The sequence below is a fragment of the Haloarchaeobius litoreus genome (assembly GCF_024495425.1).
Classification (GTDB): Archaea; Halobacteriota; Halobacteria; order Halobacteriales; family Natrialbaceae; genus Haloarchaeobius; species Haloarchaeobius litoreus.
Genome location: NZ_JANHJR010000003.1, coordinates 161,358 through 178,115, shown reverse-complemented (window position 1 = coordinate 178,115; position 16,758 = coordinate 161,358). Strand labels below are relative to the sequence as shown.

At 70.0% G+C, this 16,758-nt stretch carries 20 protein-coding genes; 14 read left to right on the top strand and 6 right to left on the bottom strand.

Features of this window, described 5'->3' with window-relative positions; all coding sequences use genetic code 11:
- Positions 1 to 63: 63 nt before the first annotated feature.
- Together NOW55_RS13305 and NOW55_RS13300 are read left to right on the top strand one after the other, a co-directional pair.
- Positions 64 to 939: a DUF63 family protein gene (locus NOW55_RS13305; protein WP_256400599.1), complete on the top strand. Its 876-nt coding sequence runs from the start codon at positions 64 to 66 to the stop codon at positions 937 to 939.
- Entirely contained in the window at positions 940 to 1,821 is an 882-nt protein-coding gene (locus NOW55_RS13300) for an ATP-dependent ribose-1-phosphate kinase (protein ID WP_256400598.1), read from the top strand.
- Positions 1,822 to 1,829: 8 nt separating this feature from the next.
- Here NOW55_RS13300 and NOW55_RS13295 read toward each other — a convergent pair whose 3' ends face one another.
- Together NOW55_RS13295 and NOW55_RS13290 are read right to left on the bottom strand one after the other, a co-directional pair.
- Positions 1,830 to 2,039 carry a hypothetical protein gene (locus NOW55_RS13295; protein WP_256400597.1) on the bottom strand — a complete coding sequence of 70 codons (210 nt, stop codon included), beginning with the start codon at positions 2,037 to 2,039 and terminating at the stop codon, positions 1,830 to 1,832.
- 72 nt (positions 2,040 to 2,111) lie between these two features.
- A complete protein-coding gene (locus NOW55_RS13290) occupies positions 2,112 to 2,333 on the bottom strand; it encodes a hypothetical protein (protein ID WP_256400596.1) in 222 nt (73 codons plus the stop codon).
- 86 nt (positions 2,334 to 2,419) lie between these two features.
- Here NOW55_RS13290 and NOW55_RS13285 point away from each other — a divergent pair, with 86 nt between their 5' ends.
- The 5 genes from NOW55_RS13285 (at position 2,420) to NOW55_RS13265 (ending at position 6,144) form a co-directional block, all read left to right on the top strand.
- On the top strand, positions 2,420 to 2,821 hold the full coding sequence (locus tag NOW55_RS13285) for a VOC family protein (protein WP_256400595.1): 402 nt from the start codon (positions 2,420 to 2,422) through the stop codon (positions 2,819 to 2,821).
- 41 nt (positions 2,822 to 2,862) lie between these two features.
- Positions 2,863 to 3,300, top strand: coding sequence for a hypothetical protein (locus NOW55_RS13280; protein ID WP_256400594.1), 438 nt, complete (start codon positions 2,863 to 2,865; stop codon positions 3,298 to 3,300).
- A gap of 37 nt (positions 3,301 to 3,337) precedes the next feature.
- Entirely contained in the window at positions 3,338 to 4,069 is a 732-nt protein-coding gene (locus NOW55_RS13275; RefSeq protein WP_256400593.1) for a guanosine phosphorylase, read from the top strand.
- 128 nt (positions 4,070 to 4,197) lie between these two features.
- Positions 4,198 to 5,673 carry an HPP family protein gene (locus NOW55_RS13270; RefSeq protein WP_256400592.1) on the top strand — a complete coding sequence of 492 codons (1,476 nt, stop codon included), beginning with the start codon at positions 4,198 to 4,200 and terminating at the stop codon, positions 5,671 to 5,673.
- 66 nt (positions 5,674 to 5,739) lie between these two features.
- Positions 5,740 to 6,144, top strand: a complete 405-nt coding sequence (locus NOW55_RS13265) for a DUF7522 family protein (protein WP_256400591.1) — start codon at positions 5,740 to 5,742, stop codon at positions 6,142 to 6,144.
- Here NOW55_RS13265 and NOW55_RS13260 read toward each other — a convergent pair.
- Positions 6,141 to 7,328 (bottom strand): NAD-binding protein, encoded by a 1,188-nt coding sequence (locus NOW55_RS13260; RefSeq protein WP_256400590.1) that lies wholly within the window; start codon positions 7,326 to 7,328, stop codon positions 6,141 to 6,143. The genes NOW55_RS13265 and NOW55_RS13260 overlap by 4 nt on opposite strands.
- A 131-nt stretch (positions 7,329 to 7,459) precedes the next feature.
- Between NOW55_RS13260 and NOW55_RS13255 the strand changes: the two genes are divergently transcribed.
- The 3 genes from NOW55_RS13255 to NOW55_RS13245 are packed head-to-tail and all read left to right on the top strand — an operon-like array spanning position 7,460 to position 10,220.
- Positions 7,460 to 8,710, top strand: a complete 1,251-nt coding sequence (locus NOW55_RS13255) for a potassium channel family protein (RefSeq protein WP_256400589.1) — start codon at positions 7,460 to 7,462, stop codon at positions 8,708 to 8,710.
- On the top strand, positions 8,707 to 9,903 hold the full coding sequence (locus tag NOW55_RS13250; protein WP_256400588.1) for a TrkA C-terminal domain-containing protein: 1,197 nt from the start codon (positions 8,707 to 8,709) through the stop codon (positions 9,901 to 9,903). Before NOW55_RS13255 ends, NOW55_RS13250 begins: the two co-directional genes overlap by 4 nt.
- 20 nt (positions 9,904 to 9,923) lie before the next feature.
- On the top strand, positions 9,924 to 10,220 hold the full coding sequence (locus tag NOW55_RS13245) for a ubiquitin-like small modifier protein 1 (protein WP_256400587.1): 297 nt from the start codon (positions 9,924 to 9,926) through the stop codon (positions 10,218 to 10,220).
- Positions 10,221 to 10,241: 21 nt separating this feature from the next.
- Here the strand turns inward: NOW55_RS13245 and NOW55_RS13240 are convergent, their stop codons facing one another.
- A complete protein-coding gene (locus NOW55_RS13240; protein WP_256401427.1) occupies positions 10,242 to 11,192 on the bottom strand; it encodes a GNAT family N-acetyltransferase in 951 nt (316 codons plus the stop codon).
- 2 nt (positions 11,193 to 11,194) lie between these two features.
- On the bottom strand, positions 11,195 to 12,442 hold the full coding sequence (gene gatD, locus NOW55_RS13235) for a Glu-tRNA(Gln) amidotransferase subunit GatD (protein ID WP_256400586.1): 1,248 nt from the start codon (positions 12,440 to 12,442) through the stop codon (positions 11,195 to 11,197).
- Between the two features lie 282 nt (positions 12,443 to 12,724).
- Here gatD and NOW55_RS13230 point away from each other — a divergent pair, with 282 nt between their 5' ends.
- Both NOW55_RS13230 and NOW55_RS13225 read left to right on the top strand, forming a co-directional pair.
- Complete coding sequence (locus NOW55_RS13230; protein ID WP_256400585.1) at positions 12,725 to 13,243, top strand: DUF8056 family protein; 519 nt, start codon at positions 12,725 to 12,727, stop codon at positions 13,241 to 13,243.
- Between the two features lie 45 nt (positions 13,244 to 13,288).
- Positions 13,289 to 13,762, top strand: a complete 474-nt coding sequence (locus NOW55_RS13225) for a DUF5812 family protein (RefSeq protein ID WP_256400584.1) — start codon at positions 13,289 to 13,291, stop codon at positions 13,760 to 13,762.
- Positions 13,763 to 13,790: 28 nt separating this feature from the next.
- On the opposite strand, the gene NOW55_RS13220 is transcribed toward NOW55_RS13225, so the two are convergent.
- On the bottom strand, positions 13,791 to 14,108 hold the full coding sequence (locus NOW55_RS13220; protein ID WP_256400583.1) for a DUF7968 family protein: 318 nt from the start codon (positions 14,106 to 14,108) through the stop codon (positions 13,791 to 13,793).
- Between the two features lie 171 nt (positions 14,109 to 14,279).
- Between NOW55_RS13220 and secF the strand changes: the two genes are divergently transcribed.
- The gene (secF, locus tag NOW55_RS13215) at positions 14,280 to 15,185 is read left to right on the top strand and encodes a protein translocase subunit SecF (RefSeq protein ID WP_256400582.1); all 906 of its coding nucleotides are present in this window, start codon (positions 14,280 to 14,282) and stop codon (positions 15,183 to 15,185) included.
- Positions 15,182 to 16,741, top strand: a complete 1,560-nt coding sequence (locus NOW55_RS13210) for a preprotein translocase subunit SecD (RefSeq protein WP_256400581.1) — start codon at positions 15,182 to 15,184, stop codon at positions 16,739 to 16,741. The genes secF and NOW55_RS13210 overlap by 4 nt, the downstream gene beginning before the upstream one ends.
- Positions 16,742 to 16,758 lie beyond the last annotated feature (17 nt).

Genomic DNA, 16,758 nt, shown 5'->3' with positions numbered 1-16,758 from the left:
TATTAACTTTCCGGCCGTAGCCGACCGGAACCTTCTTTCGTGTTGCTCTCACGATATGCGAGCATGGTACTTGCAGGGGCAGAGCTACCGCCGCTTCTCTACGCGGTGCCGCTCGTGCTCGCCTTCCTCGGGGTGGTGGCGTTGCTCTGGGCGGTCCACCCGCCCGTCACGGACTGGACAGCGGTCGCCTTCGTCCCGTGGATGCTCACGGGGGCGATCCTCCACGTCCTCTACGTCCTGGACGTCTACCCCGCCTCCATCGAACCCCTGTTCGGTACGCTCACCGTCTACATCACGACGGCGACGGCCGCGGGACTCGTCTGGATACTGATGACGTTCCTCGCCGCGGTCCGCCAGCACTTCCACGCCGACCGCGGACTTGGCACCGTGGGCACCGGCTTCGGCGTGACGTTCGTCATGTTCGCCATCCTCACGTCGGTCGAGAGCGGGACGTTCACGCCGTTCTGGTCGGTCATCGGTGCCGTCATCGCGGCCATCGTCGCGGCCATCGCCTGGGTGCTGTTGAGCCTGCGCTACACCGAGGTCGCCGCCAAGGCCGGCCGGACCGGCGCAATCGTCGTCTTCGCGCACACGCTCGACGGCATCACGACCGCCATCGGCTACGACCACCTCGGCGGTGGCGAGCGCGTCGTCCTCTCGAAGTACATCCTGCAGGCGGGCGAACAGCTCCCGACGTACGACGCCATCGGCGCGGGCTGGCTGTTCGTCCTCGTGAAGGTGCTGCTGGCGCTCGTCGTCGTCGCGGCGTTCAAGGAGTACATCGACGAGCAGCCGCGCCACGGCCGACTCGCGCTGACGTTCGTCGCCGCGGTCGGACTCGGCCCCGGCCTGCACAACCTGCTGCTGTTCATGGTCTCGAGCGACGTGACGGCCGCCGACGTGCCGCTCGCAATCGCACACGTCGCGGGGGTGGCCTGAGTGCCGCGGGTGCTCACTGCGGGCCACGTCAACTGGGACGTGACCCTCCGCGTCGACCGCCTGCCCGAACCCGACGGCGAGTCACGCATCAGTTCGCTGCGCTCCTCCGGCGGCGGGAGCGCGGCCAACGTCGCCGTCGCGCTCTCCGGGCTGAACGTCGACACCGGACTCGTCGGGAGCGTCGGCGACGACGAGAACGGGCTGCTCGCCCGGCGCGAACTCGACGAGGCCGGCGTCGACCTCGATGGCCTGCTGACCGTCCCCGACGGCCAGACCGCCGTGAAGTACCTGCTCGTCGACGAGCAGGGCGAGGTGGCGGTGCTCGGCAACGACGGCGCGAACGAGGCCGTCACGCCCGAGGACGTGGACCCCGACTACGTCCGCGCGGCCGACCACGTCCACCTGACGAGCCAGCGCCCCGACACCGCGGCGTCCCTCGCCGAGACCGCCTCGGAGGCCGGCGTCCGCGTCAGCTTCGACCCGGGCCGCCGGCTCGCCGACCGGGACTTCTCGGCCGCGCTCGACGCCGCGGACATCCTGTTCCTGAACGACCGCGAGGCAGAGAGCGTGCTCGAATCGGAGTACCCCGGCTCGGAGTTCGACGACCGCGTGCTCGTCGTCAAACGCGGCAGCGACGGCGCGGTCGTCCACACGCCCGGCGGGACCTACGAGCACCCCGGCTTCGGCGTCGACCCCGTCGACACGACCGGCGCGGGCGACGCCTTCGCGGCGGGGTTCGTCGCCGCGCTGCTCGAATCGGAGGACTACGAGCGCGCCGTCGAGCACGGTAACGCCTGCGGTGCGCTCGCCGCCGCCGAGGAGGGCGCTCGCGCCGCGCCGACGGCGTCCGAGCTGCGGGCCTTTCTGGGCGAGGCGTTCTGACCGCCGGCCTACCGGTGTCTGGCGCGGCGGACGAGGAAGACGGCGAGTCCGAGGGCTCCCCCGATGACCAGCGCGAAGGTCGGCGACACCGGTTCGCTGGTGGTCCACGTCCCGAGTCCGGTGACGGCGGAGAGGTCCCCGACACCCGCGACGGCCAGCCCGGTGAGCGCGTCCCGGCCAAGCTGTTCGCGGCTGTCGGTCTCCGGCTCGAAGTCCATGGTTCGACCCCTCACACCTCGAAAAAGAGGGTTCCGGCCGCTCGGCGTGCGTGGCCCGTGGCCGTCCAGGCCTCACCGCCGCGGCGCGGTCACGGCGTCCCAGTTCACCCGGTGGGCGAGGAACACCGCCACGAACGTCACCGCACCGAGCCCGAGCGCGACCGGCAGCGGAAGCTGCGGCACGCTGACGTTGCCCGGCGCGCCGATGCCGAGCGCGGTGAGCAGCGTGATGGCGACGCCGTACATCGACGCCCGGACCGCGTCCGCCCGGGTGTCCGTGTCACTCGTTCCCATCTCGTCGCCGTCCGCACGCCGGGGGCAAAGTTGTTCTGCCCGGTCTCCGCCGTAACGGCTACGCTGCTGTCGACCGTCCCGTCACCATGGACCCACGAATCAGCATGGTGACCCTCGGCGTCGAGGACCTCGACCGCGCGACCGAGTTCTACCGCGACGGGCTCGGCCTGTCGGAGCGAGAGTCCGAAGGCGACATCGCGTTCTTCGAGACGGCGAGCACCTGGCTCGCGCTGTACCCCCGTGAGGAGCTGGCCGACGACGCGACCGTTTCGGCGGAGGGCTCGGGTTTCCGGGGATTCTCCCTGGCGCACAACGTCGACTCCGAGGACCGCGTCGACGCCGTACTCGCGGAGGCCGAGGACGCCGGGGCGGAGATCGTCAAGCCCGCACAGGAGGTGTTCTGGGGCGGCTACTCGGGCTACTTCGCGGACCCGGACGGCTTCCTCTGGGAGGTCGCCTGGAACCCCGACTTCCCGCTCGACGGCTGACGCCCCACGGGATTAAGGACCGACCGGCCGAAGCCGACGCCATGTCGACGGTGACGACGCTCGCGGTGTGTGCGGCCGCCGGGTTGGCCGGCGCGCTGGTGATGGACGTGCCGATGGTGCTGCTGTCCGAGGGATTCACCCCCGCGTCCGTCGCCGCGTCGAAGCTCCAGCGCCGGCCTGTCGAGGAGGTCTCGGGCCTCGCGGCGCAGGTCGTCCACCACGGGATGGGCATCGTGGGTGGGCTCGGCCTCGGCGTCGCCGTCGTCGTGCTCGAACCACGCCTCGGGACGTGGGCCGCCGTCGTGCTCCCGGCGACGGTGTTCACCGTCTTCGTCATGAACTTCTTCGGCTTCGCCGTGCTCCCGACGGCGGGCTTCGGCGACGACAGGCGCGAGACCACGTTCCTCCAGTGGCAGTTCTCGGCGGTCGTCTACGGGGTCACGCTGACGGCCGTGGCGCTGGTCGGCCTCGGCGCGTGACGAACGTTTTTTCTCGGGCACCGGCGAAGCCGTGGGTATGACACAGCCGCACCTGCTCGTCGAGGAGGGGGACGTACACGACATCGCGCTCATCCCGGGCGACCCGGGCCGCGTGGACCGCATCGCCGGCCACTGCGACGACAGCGAGGTCGTCGCCGAGAACCGCGAGTACAAGCTCGTCAACGCGACCTACGAGGGCGTCGACCTGACCATCTGCTCGACGGGCATCGGCTGCCCCTCCGCCGCCATCGCCGTCGAGGAGCTCTCGAACGTCGGCGTCGAGACGTTCATCCGCGTCGGGACGACCGGCGCGCTCCAGCACGACGTCGAGATCGGCGACATGATCATCGCCACCGGCGCGGCGAAGAACGAGGGCACGAGCAAACGGTACGAGGCCGTCGAGTACCCCGCAGTCCCCGACTTCGACGTGATGACCGCGCTCGTCCACGGCGCGGAGGCCAACGACGAGGACGTCCACGTCGGGCCCATCGCCAGCGACGACGCCTACTACGCCGAGACCGACGAGTACGTGCAGGACTGGGAGGAGGCGGGCATCCTGAGCGTGGAGATGGAGGCCGCGACCGTGTTCACGCTCGCCCGCCGGAAGGGCCTCGCCGCGGGTGCCATCTGCACCGTCGACGGCAACCTCGTGAAGGGCACCCAGAAGGGCACCGATACGGAGGACGAGGAGCTGCCCGAGAAGGCGAAGAACAACGTCGGCCGCGCCATCGACATCTCGCTGGAAGCGGTGCGGGCGCTCACGGAGTAGGGCGGTTCCGGTGGTCGTTTTCGGCGAACCGTCGACGGTTCGAGCCGAACGTTCACGAGCGGTGTAACCCGGCCGATCCGCCAGCACACGACAGAACCGTTTTCTCGCTGGCGGGGGAACGGCAGGTCATGCTCTCGGGTCTGCGAGCGCGCCTCGACCGGCTCCTCGCTCGCATCCGTCGCGTCGAACGCCGCGAGCTGCGGGACTTCCGGCGCTGGGTCGAGCACACGAACAACCTCCTGCACCTCTCGGTGCTGGTGTTCGTCCCGCTGCTCATCGCGCTCGTCACGTACCTCTCGAACGCCTCGACGGCGCTGTCGTTCCTGCTGTTTCCACCGCTGGCCTCGGGGACGTACACCCTGTTCTCGGACCCGGAGGGGAAGTACGCCTCGCCGCCGAAGTTCGTCGGCGGGATGACCGCCGGTGCGGTGTGTGGCTTCCTCGCGCTCGAGCTCTCCGGCGTCGCCGGCATCAACGGCTCCGGTGTGGGCTTCCAGTCGGTCAGCGCACTCGACGCCGGGCTCAGCATCTTCCTCACCGGCGCGGTGACGTGGGCGCTCGACCTGGAGGAGCCGACCGCGTTCTCGACGGCGCTGCTGACCCTGCTCACGGGCGGGTCGCGCGGCGAGTACGTCCTGAGCGTCGTGCTCTCGTCGGCGTTCGTCGCGACGGCGTTCTACGCCTGGCGCGAGCTGTTCTACGGCCGGCGTGCGGAGTACCTCTACCGGACGACGCAGGGCGACGACCACGTGCTCGTCCCGGTCCGGGGGGAGACAGCGGACGAGACGGCGATGTTCGCCGCGCACATCGCGGCGGCACACGACGCGGGGAAGGTCGTCCTGCTCGACCTGGTCTCCGAGGACGAGATCGCCGAGGCCGAGGCTGGCCTCCGGCGCACTGCAGACGAGGCGACCGCCGCCGACACGGGTCCCGCCGACGAGGCCGGCGACCGGATGACGGAGGCACAGGAGCAGGTCGCGGGCCAGGCCGCGATGCGGCTGGAGCGCCTCGCCGGCCGCATCCGGACCCGTGTCGGCGTCCCCTGCGAGGTCGTCGTCGCGAGCGAGGGCGGGAACCCGGACGGTGTCGTGCTCCAGACGGCCGACGAGACGAACTGCGACCTCGTCGTGACGCCGTACGAGGAGCGCCACGGCAGCCTCTCGCCGTTCGTCAAGTCGCTGTTCGACAGCGCCATCGACGTGGTGGCGTTCCGCTCGGTGTCGGCGAGGTCCCGCTGGCGGCGCGTGCTCGTCGCGGTGGCCCGGCCGGGGGACAACGCCCACGCGATGCTCGATTTCGCCCAGCGCGTCGCCCGCGCCACGGGGACGGTGAGCGTCTGCACCTGCATCGACGGCGAGAGCCAGCGCCGCCAGGCGGAGTCGATGCTGGTCGACCTCGTCGACCCGTTCGACGGCACGTTCGAGACGCGGGTGTCACGGGACTCCATCCAGCGGTTTCTCTCCGCGAACGCGCCGTCGCACGACCTGATCGTCGTCGGGGCCAGCACCGACCGGACCGCCGCCTCGCGGTTCCTCGCACCGCCGACGTTCGAGAAGGTCCGCGACCTCGACTGTGACGTGGCCATCGTCCACCGCGGAGGGTGAGGGGTTCCGTCGTCCAGTGGCCGGGACGAGAGCACGATTCATGTCCGTGGGGTGCGTACACGCACCATGGTAGTTTCAGACGAACTCGAGGAGCGACTCGTCTCGACCTGCAGAACCGGGTTCGGCGACACACTCCGGTCCGTCATCCTGTTCACGCCCGACGAGTGGACGCTGAGCTACGTCCGGTCGGACCTCCGGGAGCTCGAGCCCGCCCTCCGCGACGTGAAGGCCGAGATCGTCGAGAACGAACGACTCGGGTTCACCTCGCAGGAGACATATCACTCGTTCGCGGGCGAGGCCCCGGAGGGTGAAACCCTCGGCGCGTACCGGTTCACGGTCCGCGCGTTCGACCACGGCTACCTCTGCCGGGTCATCGTCGGCGAGGTGGGGGTCGTCGCCACGACCGACGAGATGAACATCGACACCTTCGAGGACGTGGCGACGACGCTCCGGAAGCTGATCGCCGACTAATCCTCCGACTCGGTGGTGCCCTCGTCCTCCAGGATCTTCTCGGCCACGTCCTCGGTGTCGCCGCGTCCGAGGGCTGACTCGACGAGCAGGTGGCCGCCGATGGCCGCCGGGCTGATGACGGTGTCCGCGCCGGCGCGCTTGAGCTTCTTGACGTTCTCGCGGTCGGTCGCCGCGGCGACGATGCGGACGTCCGGCCGGAGCTGTCGAGCGGTCAGCACCGCGAGTGCGTCCTCCGCGTCGTTGTTCGTCGCGGTGACGACGGCGGTGGCGTCGGCGAGCTGGGCGCGCTGGAGCGGCTCCTCGTCGCTCGGGTCGGCCGTGATGACGTTCATGCCGCGGTCGGAGAGCTCTGCGGCTCGTGCCTGGTCGGGCACGATGACGACGAACGGGACATCGCCCTCCGTGAGTTCGGTCAGAATCGGTTCGGTCAGGTCCCCGTAGCCGAGGACGATGACGTGGTCTTCGAGCAGGTCGAGCTGTGTCTCTGTCATTCTCCCAAGTGCGCGTTGAAACCGGGCTTCGAGCAGCGGTGCGAGCAGCGTCCCCAGTGCGACCGTGAAGCTCACGACGCCGAGGACGACGACCGAGAGGGCGAACAGCCGCCCCCGCGTCGACGTGGGGGCGGGGGTCACGTCGCCGTAGCCGACCGTGCTGGCGGTGACGATGGTGTAGTAGAACGCGTCGACCAGTCCGGTCGAGCCCTCGCGGATGGCGGGGAACTCGTCGCGGAGCGCGTACGCGCCGACGGTGCCGTACACCTGGACGCTCGCGAGGATGACGCCAGCGGCCAGCTGCGAGGTCGACAGCGAGAGCTTCCGGTCGAAGCGACGGCGGTTGACCAGCAGCCCCGGGATCGCCAGCAGCGACAGTCCGACGAGCGGGTACGAGTACGGACTGGTCTGGATGACGCCCTGCAGCGCGGTCAGCGGCAGCAACAGCAGCGCGCTGTACCACGCGCCCCGTCGCCGCCGCCGGAGTGCGTACGCGCTGAACAGCAACAGGAAGCCGGTCATCGTGCCGGTGAACCCGGCCGTCTGCTGGACGGCCTCCGGGACGTACGGTGAGAGTGGGCCTGGTCGGGTCGTCCCGATGCTCGCGATGCCCGTCGCGATGGAGAGGACGGCCGATGCGGCCGTCAGTGCGACCGGCAGCCGTGCGCTCGTCAACCTGTCCAGCAGTCCCATACGGCGGGAGTGCACGGGGCGGATGAAAAGGTTCGCGGTGTCGGTATCCGACCGTCCGTCGCGACGCCTGGTTCCCGGCATGCCTCCCCGTCGGCGACACCGATTTACCGACGGCCGCCGAGGGCAGGGACATGGCGCCGCTTCCCGTCGAAGTCCTCTACGGCATCTATCTCGGCCTGCTCACGGGCATCATCCCCGCGCTCGTCTCTGGGTCGCTCGGCTTCCTGTTCAAGTACGTGACCGGTGTCACCCTCCCCGGACTCGGGGTGGTGGTGCTCTCCGTTGCCATCGCCGGCATCAACGGCGGGCTGATGGGGCTGCTGGACCCCACGGTGTCGAGTTCGCCCCGTCTGCTCGTCGCGGTCGTCATCATCATGATGCTCTCGCTGTGGGCCCACAGCCAGGGCGACAAGCTCGGCGCGTCGATGCCCAAGCGGGTGACGCTCGCGTCGCTCCGTCGTCGCAACATCTCCGCGGACGTGGTCGACATCGTCGGCGGCGTCGGCAAGGTCACGCTCCAGCCGGCCGGTCCGGTCCGCGACATGGAGGGCTACCCGCCGCTGCCCGCGGACCTCCGCGAGACGCTCGGCGAGGGCTCGTGGGCGTTCCCGGCGGACCTGCCGCTGGCCGAACTGGAGAGCCGGCTCGCCGACCGCCTCCGGACGGAGTACGACCTCGCGGACGTCGCGGTGACGCTCGACACGCAGGGCCGGGCGACCATCGCGGCCGCCCCGCCGGCGAGTGGGCTCTCCCGGCGCATCCCGCCGGGCAAGCGCGCGGTGTCGGTCACGACGCTGCTGCCGACCGGTGCGGCCCGCGGGGACTCGGTCGTCGTCCGAACCGGTGAGACGCGCGTCGCGGGGACGCTCCTGAGTGCGAAGAGCGACGGCTCGCCCGCGCCGGCTCCGCCGAAGCCGGATCCCGACGACGGCGTGGCGACCGACGGGGGAACCGACGACGGTCCGGCCCCCCCACCGACCGCCCCGACGACGACCGGGGGGGAGGGGCGACTCACGGCCGCGGTCACCCGCGAGCAGGCCCGGACGCTGCTCAACGTGGACCGGGCGCAGGTCGCAGTGACCTCGCGTGGCACCCGCCGCGAGTTCGAGCTCGTCTCGCTGCTCAGGCGCTCGGGACGGCGCTTCCGGAAGGTGTCCGTCCGCGCCGACGGCCCGCTCGACGGCGTCACCATCGGCGAGGCGACCATCCGGGACAGCTACGACGTGACCGTCCTCGCGCTCCGGCACCCGTCCGACGAGACCAGCGGCAACCGGTCGTGGTCGTTCTCGCCACGTGGCGACGCCGAGCTCACGGCGGGTGACGAGCTGTTCGTCGTCGGCCGGCAGCCCGCGCTCGTCGCGTTCACGGAGGCGGTGGCGTGACCGCCGTTCCCGGCGGCACGGCCGTCGTCGCACAGATCGACCTCGGCTCGTTCGACCTCGTCGCCGAGACCGCGCGTATCGCTGCGCTCACCGGTCTCGCGACCGTCGTCGCGACCGCTGCGGCCATCGTCTACCGGTGGTACACCCGCGAGCGAGTACCGGAAGGGGTCTCCATCCTCCTGGGCGTCAGTGCCGTCGCGCTGGTGCTCAACACGGAGGAGACGCTCAGGCTCGTCATGGAGGGTCGCGATGGCCTCCCGGCGGAGACGACCGCCATCGTGACCGTCGCGACGTTCGTCGCCGCCGCGCTCGGCACCGGGCTCGGCCGACGAATCGGTGACGGGGTCGCGTCGAACGCCTTCGCGGTGACGGGCACTGCGCGGCTCGACCGCGAGGTCTCCCAGCTGGTGCGGGCGGTCGGCCGCGTCGTCACCGTCACGCTCCCCGACGACGTCGACGACATCGACGGCTACGACCCGGTCGACCCCGAGGTGAAGGCGGAGCTCGCGGGCACGACGTTCGTCTTCCCGCGACGCATCACCGTCGCGGACCTGCACGACCGGGTCGTCACCCGGCTGAAGGACGACTACGGCGTCGGCCACGTCGACGTGGAGCTGGAGGCCGACGGCACCGTCGAGTACCTCGCCATCGGCTCGCGTGCGGCGGGGCTCGGCCCGACGCTCGCGCCGGGCACCGTCGCGGTCGCGGTGCACGCCGACCCGGCGAACGGGGCCAGCCCGGGTGATATGGTGCAGGTGTGGGAGCGCACCGCCGACGAGGGGCTCGTCCGCCGCGCGACCGGCGAGCTCCGGGCGACGACCGAGAAGGACGTGGTCACCATCGCCGTCGACGAGACCGACGCCGAGGCGCTCTCGGACACGACGACGTACCGGCTCGTCACCCTGCCCACGGAACCGTCGGCCGACCGGGAGTTCGCGTCGCTGCTGCGTGCCGCCGACGAGACGATGAGCGCGGTCGAACTCGCCGAAGGCAGCGAGCTGGTCGGTCGGAGCGTCGCCGACCTCGACGTGACGCTGGCGGCCATCCGCGCCCCCGACGGTGGCGTCACCGCCACACCGCCCCGGGGCACCGAACTCGTCGCGGGTTCGACGCTGTACATCGTCGAGCGACCCGAGGCGCTCCGGCGGTTCGAGGCACTCGCCCGTGGCGAGGAGGCGAAACCGCTTTCCTGACGGCGTCGTACGGTACGCTCATGCAGTGGAAGCTGTTCGCGGACATCGCGGAACGCGCCGGCACCGACGCGGTCACCGTCCAGGTTCCGAGCGACGACCCGACCGTCGGCGACGCGCTCGACGCGCTCTTCGAGACGCACCCCGAACTCCGCGAGCGCGTGCTGGCCGACGGCGAGCCGGAGTCCCGTGCTGGCATCGCGCCGGACGTGAACGTCCTGCTCGACGGCGCGGACGTGTTCGCGACGGCCGACGGGCTGGCCACCGAGGTCGGCAAGGGGGCGGAGCTGGCGCTGTTTCCTCCGGTGAGTGGTGGGTAGAACTCGGGCGTCGTCGTGGCGCTACCCGTGGTTCGCGCGGTAGTCGGCGGTCAGGTCCGCGGCCATCACGAAGTCGGGTTCGTCCGAGATACCGGCGCGGAGCAGCGAGCCGTCGCTGACGTAGTCGACGGTCTCCGGGATGAGCACGCGGACCCGGTCGGCACCGAGTTCGGCGGCGTCGCGTTCGATGGCGGCGACGAGCGTTCCGGCCGCCTCGACGTCGTCCCACGCGGCGACGCCGTACTCGGCGAAGCGGAACGTCTCGCCGTCGTCGTCCTCGCGCTCGTAGTCGCGGACGCGGTAGGTGACGCCGCGGGTCCCCGTCGAGGAGGTGACGGCCGCGAGCATCGTCTCGTCGGCCGCGCGCTCGAACAGGGCGGGAGTGAGCTCTGCGACGGCCCAGGACTCGTCCATCGCGAGGCCGACGCCGTTCAGGTGCTCGCGCGCTGCGGAGTCGGTCCAGTAGGTCCACGCCGCGCTCGGGTCGTCGGTGGTGTCGAGGGAGCCCTCGGCGTCCGCGTCGGGGTCGGGTTCGAGCCAGCGGAACTCCGTCTCGGGTTCGAAGCCGACGCCGCGTGAGTGGCCCAGCCCCATGACGTTCCACGAGAACACCATGTTCCGGGCGACGGTCGCGCCCTGCTCGCGGGCCCAGTCCCACATCTCGTGGGTGAGTTCGAGACCGATGCCGACGCCGCGGTAGTCGGGGTGGGTGCGCATCCCCTGGCACCATGCCTCGCGCTCGGAGAGGAGGACGGTCTGGGCGATGGAGACCACGGTGCCGTCGACCGCGGCGACACAGGTGAACTGCTCTTCGTACTCCTCCTCGTCCTCGATCCAGTCGTGGTAGATGCGCGGGATGTAGTCGCTCCCGTCGCGGTCCGCCCAGGTGTCGCTGGTGAACGCGACCACGTCGTCGTAGTCCTCCGGCGTGGCGCGGCGGTAGGTGACGTCCTCCCGGCGGTCGAGGTCCATGGTCACGCGTTCCACGGCCGCGACTGTTCGGATATCTCGCCGGCGAGCGGGGTCCGCATCGTCCTCGCCACGTCGTCGGCGTTCGCGAGCGCCCACATCAGCTTCACCTTCGCGGTGCCGGGGAGCATGTCCTCGCCCTCGACGACGCCGGCGTCGAGCAGGTCGCGCCCGGTGTCGTACACCCGGTCGCAGACCCGGCCATCGATGCACTGGCTGGTCATCACGACCGTCGTGCCGTCGTCGACGAGCGACTCCAGCTGGTCGATGCGGTCGCTGTGGACGTGCCCGAGCCCGGTGCCCTCGATGACGAGGCCGGACTTCCCTTCACAGCAGTCGAAGAACGCGGGGTCCATGCCGGGTGTGAACTTCACCAGCTCGACGTCCTCGGCGAGGGCCGGCTCGACGTCGAGGTCGGTCGCGCCGCGTTCGTCGTACTCGCCGCGGAACTCGACGGTCTCGGTGTCGTAGTCGACGATGCCGAGCGGCTCCGCGCCGACCGTCTCGAAGGCGTCGCGGCGCGAGGTGTGGTTCTTCCTGACGCGCGTCCCGCGGTGGAGCGCACAGACGTCGTCGCTCTCTGTCGCGTGCATGCAGACCATGACCTCCGCGGCGTCCGCTTTGGCCGCCTCGACGGCACAGACCGCGTTCATCACGTTGTCCGAGGACGGCCGGTCCGCGGAGCGCTGGCTGCCCGTGAAGACGACGGGGACCGGCGTGTCCAGCATGAACGCGAGCGCCGACGCCGAGAACTGCATCGTGTCGGTGCCGTGCATGACGACGACGCCGTCCGCGCCGGCCTCGATCTCCTCGTGGACGGCCTCGGCGAGGTCCTGCCAGATGGGCACCTCCATGTTCTCCGAGAGGATGTTCGCGACGACCCGACCCCGGTAGTTCGCCCGGCCCGCCAGGTCCGGGACCGCCCGCAGCACGTCCTCCGCGTCGAAGCGCGCCGTCACCGCGCCGGTCCGGTAGTCCACCGTCGACGCGATGGTCCCGCCGGTCGAGATGAGCGCGATGGTCGGCAGGTCCTCGTCGAACTCGACGGCCGAGGAGTCGGACTCCTCGCCCGCCGAATCGATCTGGTACACGTCCGACTCCAGCACCTCGGTCTCCGCCCCCTCGCGCTCGATGCCGACGTTGTAGCCGCCGTCCAGCTTCACGACGAGCTGGTCGCCGGTCGACGACGGGAGCAGCACGCCCTCGTACTCTCTGTCCGCGCGTTCGACGCGGACGCGGTCGCCTGGGTTCATGGCTCCGGGTTCGCCTCGGTCGGACGTAAAGCCATCCGTTCCGTCTCGATTTGTCTCGGTCGCCGCTGGGGATTCTCACACGACGATTGAGAGCTTCGAAGCGGTTGGCTCGAACGCCGTGGGGCTCGCTGTCGGTTCAATCGGTTCCCACGATTAGAGGGGATTTCTGGCTGTTGTTCTCTGCGATTCCTGCCCACGCAGACCGAGCACCGGAGCCACAATCACAACCAACTCCCAGTAATTGTCGCGGGGCTTATCTCGCCACGGTCCAAACCTCCGGTAATGAGCGAGCAGTCGACCGGCAGGTACAGCGTCATCAGGCGCTCTGTCGCGAAGGGTGTCCGGAGCGAGTCGTACCTCCTGCGCGCCTACACCGTCGTCGGGGTGCTCGCGTCGGCGTTCATCGCCCTCCTCCTGGTTCTCGCCATCCCGCAGTGGGTGAAGTGGACGCTGGGACAGGGGGAGCTGAACACGTTCTCGCGGGCGATGCTGCCGTGGCTGGCGATGCTGCTGGTGGGACCGCTGCTCGCGCCGCCGTTCTACGCGGCGCGGCGCGCCGGGCGGGGCGACAGCAGCCGGCGGACGGACTTCTGGCTGGCGCTGGCCGGCTTCGCGTTCCTCGCGTCGCTGTACGTGATGCTGCTGGTGTCGGCACCGGCGGAGTACCGGGACCCTGCGCCGGACGTGCCGCTGCTGGGCGCGTTCGTGGAGTTCTGCTACGCGCTGGACCCCGTCTTCGCGTTCGCCCCGCCGGTCGTGGGCGTGGTCGTCATCGTCGCGGTGGAACGGCTGGCGCGGTGACCCCGTGACGAAATCCGGAAATGGCTCGACCGCCTAGCCCGGAGCATGACCGAGAAGACAGGGACGTTCCTCGTCACGGAGGCGGACACCGAGTCCGCTATCCTGCGGGACGTGGAGACGGGCCAGATTCACACGCTGTCGGAGCACGACGGCTACGAGCAGGGGGAGGTCGTCGACGCGACCATCGCGCCGGAGCCGCCGATGGATGTCGTCTGGACGGTCGTCGAGGAGTCGTCCCGCCGGACCGTCGAGCTGGTGGACAGCGACCTCTCGCCGACGAAACAGGCGATGGAGATCGCGGAATCGCAGCCGGTCGGCGAGGTCGAACGCGTCGAGCGCGCCGGGACGGGCGAGATACACGTGCTCTCCGTGCCGCCGGAACAGGTGGACGACGCGGTCGAGGACGTGCTCGAGGACGAGGAGACCGTCGCCCGCGCCGCCCGCGTGGACGCGGTGCGGGTCGAGGTACGGAGCGACCCGGAGGAGGGCGTGCTGAACGTGCGGTACCTGCCGGACTGAGGGGCGGACCGACGAGAACCGACTGCGTCTACTCGCCGGCGGGACCGGCGGCGCTCTGGACCTCCCAGCCGCCGCCGATCTCGCAGGCCTCGCGGACGGTGTACTCGATCTCGGTGTCGGGGCCCATCGTGGAGCCGCCTTCCACCTCTTCGACGCGCAGGGGGACGTCGTAGGTGCTGCCACAGCAGCCGACGTCGACGAACTCCTCCCAGATGTCGCCGACGTGCACCTCGTCGTGGGTCCGGCGGAGCCAGGCGTGGTAGTGGCCGGTGTCGACCTGCTGGCGGCTCCAGCCGGAGAGGTTGACCGGGTACGAGAGCACGATGCGGGTGGCGTGAGTGCGCATACGTGAACACAGGTGCCAGCCGTCCAAAAGGGTGACCCGGGTCGGTACGGCGCGCGCCAATCCGACAGTCACCGAGCAACGGCGGTTATGGGCGTCGTAACGCGGTCTTTTCGACCGGCGGAGCGGCCAAAGATAAGAAGGCTTAGGTGGGCTGATGCCAGAGCCGCCTGCATGAGCAAGTTCGAGGTACCGGAAGTCGACTACACCCGGTACTCGAACCGCCAGCTTGCGGCGGTGCCCCTCGCCGTCCTCGCCGTCGCGCTGGTGGTTCTCGCCGGGTGGTACGTCATGTTCGGAACGCCGGTGTCGCTGGGAACCGACTTCACCGGCGGGACCGAACTCACGGTACAGACGGATACGCCGCGGGGCGAGATCGACCAGGCGTTCGAGGCCGAGGTGCTGTCGACACAGCGGATCCGGGACCCAACCTCGAACAACCCGACCTACGTCGTCACCTTCGGGAGCGAGACGAACGGCACGGTGCTGGCCCAGCAGGCGACCGACAATCTGGAGCCAGCGTGTTCGAACCCCGAGAACTGTGAGATCGTCCTCTCCAGACAGACGGTGTCGCCGGCGTTCGCGTCCGGCGCACAGAACACGGCCATCCTCGGGCTCGTCGTCGCGTTCACGGGCATGAGCCTGCTCGCGTTCGGGCTGTTCCGGACGTTCGTTCCCTCCGTGGCCATCGTCATCTCCGCGTTCTCCGACATCGTCATCCCGCTGGCGGTGATGAACCTGCTGGGCATCGAGCTCTCGCTGGGGACCGTCGCTGCACTGCTGATGCTCGTCGGCTACTCGGTGGACTCCGACATCCTGCTGAACAACCACATCCTCCGCCGGTCCGGTGGCTTCTACGAGAGCACCAAGCGCGCCATGGACACCGGTGTGACGATGACGCTCACGTCGATATCCGCGATGGCGGTCATGGCCGTGACCGCGACCATCTTCGGCATCGACCTGATGGCCTCCATCGGGGTGGTGCTGGTGCTCGGGCTGACGGCCGACCTCATGAACACGTACATGCTGAATCTGAGTCTGCTTCGCTGGTACAAGCTCGGGGAGGTGACGCCGGAATGAACGTCCGCGAGAACTGGCGGGTCATCCTGCTCGCCATCATGCTCGTCTCGAGCGGCGTCGTCCTGTTCGTGCCCGGCGTCGTCGGTGGCTCGGGCGACAGCGGGCAGATATCGAACCTCCAGTACGGCATCCAGCTCGACGGTGGGACGCGACTGCGCGCCCCGGTCGTCGGGATGACCGCGGAGGACGTGAGCTTCGCGGGGCAGGACCAGGGCCAGGCCAGACAGGCGATGGCCGACAACCTGAGCGTCCCGACACGGGACGTCTACTTCCAGGTGAACCGGGAGACGGGTGTCGGCACCGTCGAGGTGTTCAACGACTCGGTCAGCGAGACCGAGTTCGCGACCGTGCTGAACCAGGTCGGCTTCCGGACCAGCGACGACGGGCAGTTCGGCGAGGGCGACATCCGCGACGGCGTGACCGCCGACACCCGCCAGCAGATCGTCGACACGCTCGACCAGAAGCTCGCGGAGTCCGGCCTCACCGCGGGGTCGGCACGCGTCGCGACGACGCCGCAGGGCCAGAACTACATCGTCGTCGAGGCCCCGAACCAGGGTGCCGAGGAGCTGGAGCGGCTGGTCGCCCAGCGCGGCTCGGTCGAGCTCGTCGCGCGGTATCCGGGCGACAACGGGACGATGCAGGAGACGACGCTGGTCACCCGCGAAGGGATCGACAGCATCGGGAGTCCGGAGCCGGGCGATAGCAGCCCCTATCAGGTTCCGGTCGTGCTGAATCAGGAGGGTGCCGAGCGGTTCACGCGCGTGCTGAACGAGAACGAATTCACCACGACGGGCGCCGGATCGACGGCCTGTGGCGGTGCGGAGAAGAACGACCGCGGCTACTGTCTGCTGACGGTCGTCGACGGCGAGGTCGCGTCCTCGCACTCGCTCGCCCCGAGCTTCGCCGACATCATCCGGGCGAACGAGTTCTCCGACGACCCCCGCTTCGTGATGGGTGCACAGAGCCGCGGCGAGGCCGAGACCATCGCGGTCGGCCTGCGCGCCGGCTCGCTGCGCGCGCCGCTCGACACGGAGGGTCGCCAGGTGTACACGCTCGAACCCGCGCTCGCCGACCGCTTCAAGGTGAACTCGCTCATCACGGGTATCATCGCGGTGCTCGCGGTCAGCGGTGTCGTCTACCTGCGCTACGGCGAACCGCGCGTCGCGGTGCCGATGGTGCTGACGGCGCTGGCGGAGGTCGTGCTCCTGCTCGCGTTCGTCTCCGCGGTCAGACTGCCGCTCGACCTGTCGCACATCGCCGGACTCATCGCCGTCATCGGGACGGGGGTGGACGACCTCATCATCATCGCCGACGAGGTGATGGCCGAGGGTGACGTGAACTCCGCACGGGTGTTCCAGTCGCGCTTCCGCAAGGCGTTCTGGGTCATCGGTGCGGCCGCGGCGACGACCATCATCGCGATGGCGCCGCTGGCGGTGCTGAGTCTCGGCGACCTGCGCGGATTCGCCATCGTCACCATCCTCGGCGTGCTCATCGGGGTGCTCGTCACCCGGCCGGCCTACGGTGACATCCTGCGCTGGCTGTCGGTCGAGAAGTAGCCGTTCGGTCCCGTTCT

What these genes read in the sequence shown, in the direction of transcription:
- NOW55_RS13305 (WP_256400599.1), top strand. Translation starts at nt 64, where the DNA reads ATGGTACTTGCAGGGGCAGAGCTACCGCCGCTTCTCTACGCGGTGCCG.
- NOW55_RS13295 (WP_256400597.1), bottom strand. Translation starts at nt 2,039, where the DNA reads ATGGACTTCGAGCCGGAGACCGACAGCCGCGAACAGCTTGGCCGGGAC.
- NOW55_RS13290 (WP_256400596.1), bottom strand. Translation starts at nt 2,333, where the DNA reads ATGGGAACGAGTGACACGGACACCCGGGCGGACGCGGTCCGGGCGTCG.
- NOW55_RS13285 (WP_256400595.1), top strand. Translation starts at nt 2,420, where the DNA reads ATGGACCCACGAATCAGCATGGTGACCCTCGGCGTCGAGGACCTCGAC.
- NOW55_RS13280 (WP_256400594.1), top strand. Translation starts at nt 2,863, where the DNA reads ATGTCGACGGTGACGACGCTCGCGGTGTGTGCGGCCGCCGGGTTGGCC.
- NOW55_RS13275 (WP_256400593.1), top strand. Translation starts at nt 3,338, where the DNA reads ATGACACAGCCGCACCTGCTCGTCGAGGAGGGGGACGTACACGACATC.
- NOW55_RS13270 (WP_256400592.1), top strand. Translation starts at nt 4,198, where the DNA reads ATGCTCTCGGGTCTGCGAGCGCGCCTCGACCGGCTCCTCGCTCGCATC.
- NOW55_RS13265 (WP_256400591.1), top strand. Translation starts at nt 5,740, where the DNA reads ATGGTAGTTTCAGACGAACTCGAGGAGCGACTCGTCTCGACCTGCAGA.
- NOW55_RS13260 (WP_256400590.1), bottom strand. Translation starts at nt 7,328, where the DNA reads ATGGGACTGCTGGACAGGTTGACGAGCGCACGGCTGCCGGTCGCACTG.
- NOW55_RS13255 (WP_256400589.1), top strand. Translation starts at nt 7,460, where the DNA reads ATGGCGCCGCTTCCCGTCGAAGTCCTCTACGGCATCTATCTCGGCCTG.
- NOW55_RS13245 (WP_256400587.1), top strand. Translation starts at nt 9,924, where the DNA reads ATGCAGTGGAAGCTGTTCGCGGACATCGCGGAACGCGCCGGCACCGAC.
- NOW55_RS13240 (WP_256401427.1), bottom strand. Translation starts at nt 11,192, where the DNA reads ATGGACCTCGACCGCCGGGAGGACGTCACCTACCGCCGCGCCACGCCG.
- gatD (WP_256400586.1), bottom strand. Translation starts at nt 12,442, where the DNA reads ATGAACCCAGGCGACCGCGTCCGCGTCGAACGCGCGGACAGAGAGTAC.
- NOW55_RS13230 (WP_256400585.1), top strand. Translation starts at nt 12,725, where the DNA reads ATGAGCGAGCAGTCGACCGGCAGGTACAGCGTCATCAGGCGCTCTGTC.
- NOW55_RS13225 (WP_256400584.1), top strand. Translation starts at nt 13,289, where the DNA reads ATGACCGAGAAGACAGGGACGTTCCTCGTCACGGAGGCGGACACCGAG.
- NOW55_RS13220 (WP_256400583.1), bottom strand. Translation starts at nt 14,108, where the DNA reads ATGCGCACTCACGCCACCCGCATCGTGCTCTCGTACCCGGTCAACCTC.
- secF (WP_256400582.1), top strand. Translation starts at nt 14,280, where the DNA reads ATGAGCAAGTTCGAGGTACCGGAAGTCGACTACACCCGGTACTCGAAC.
- NOW55_RS13210 (WP_256400581.1), top strand. Translation starts at nt 15,182, where the DNA reads ATGAACGTCCGCGAGAACTGGCGGGTCATCCTGCTCGCCATCATGCTC.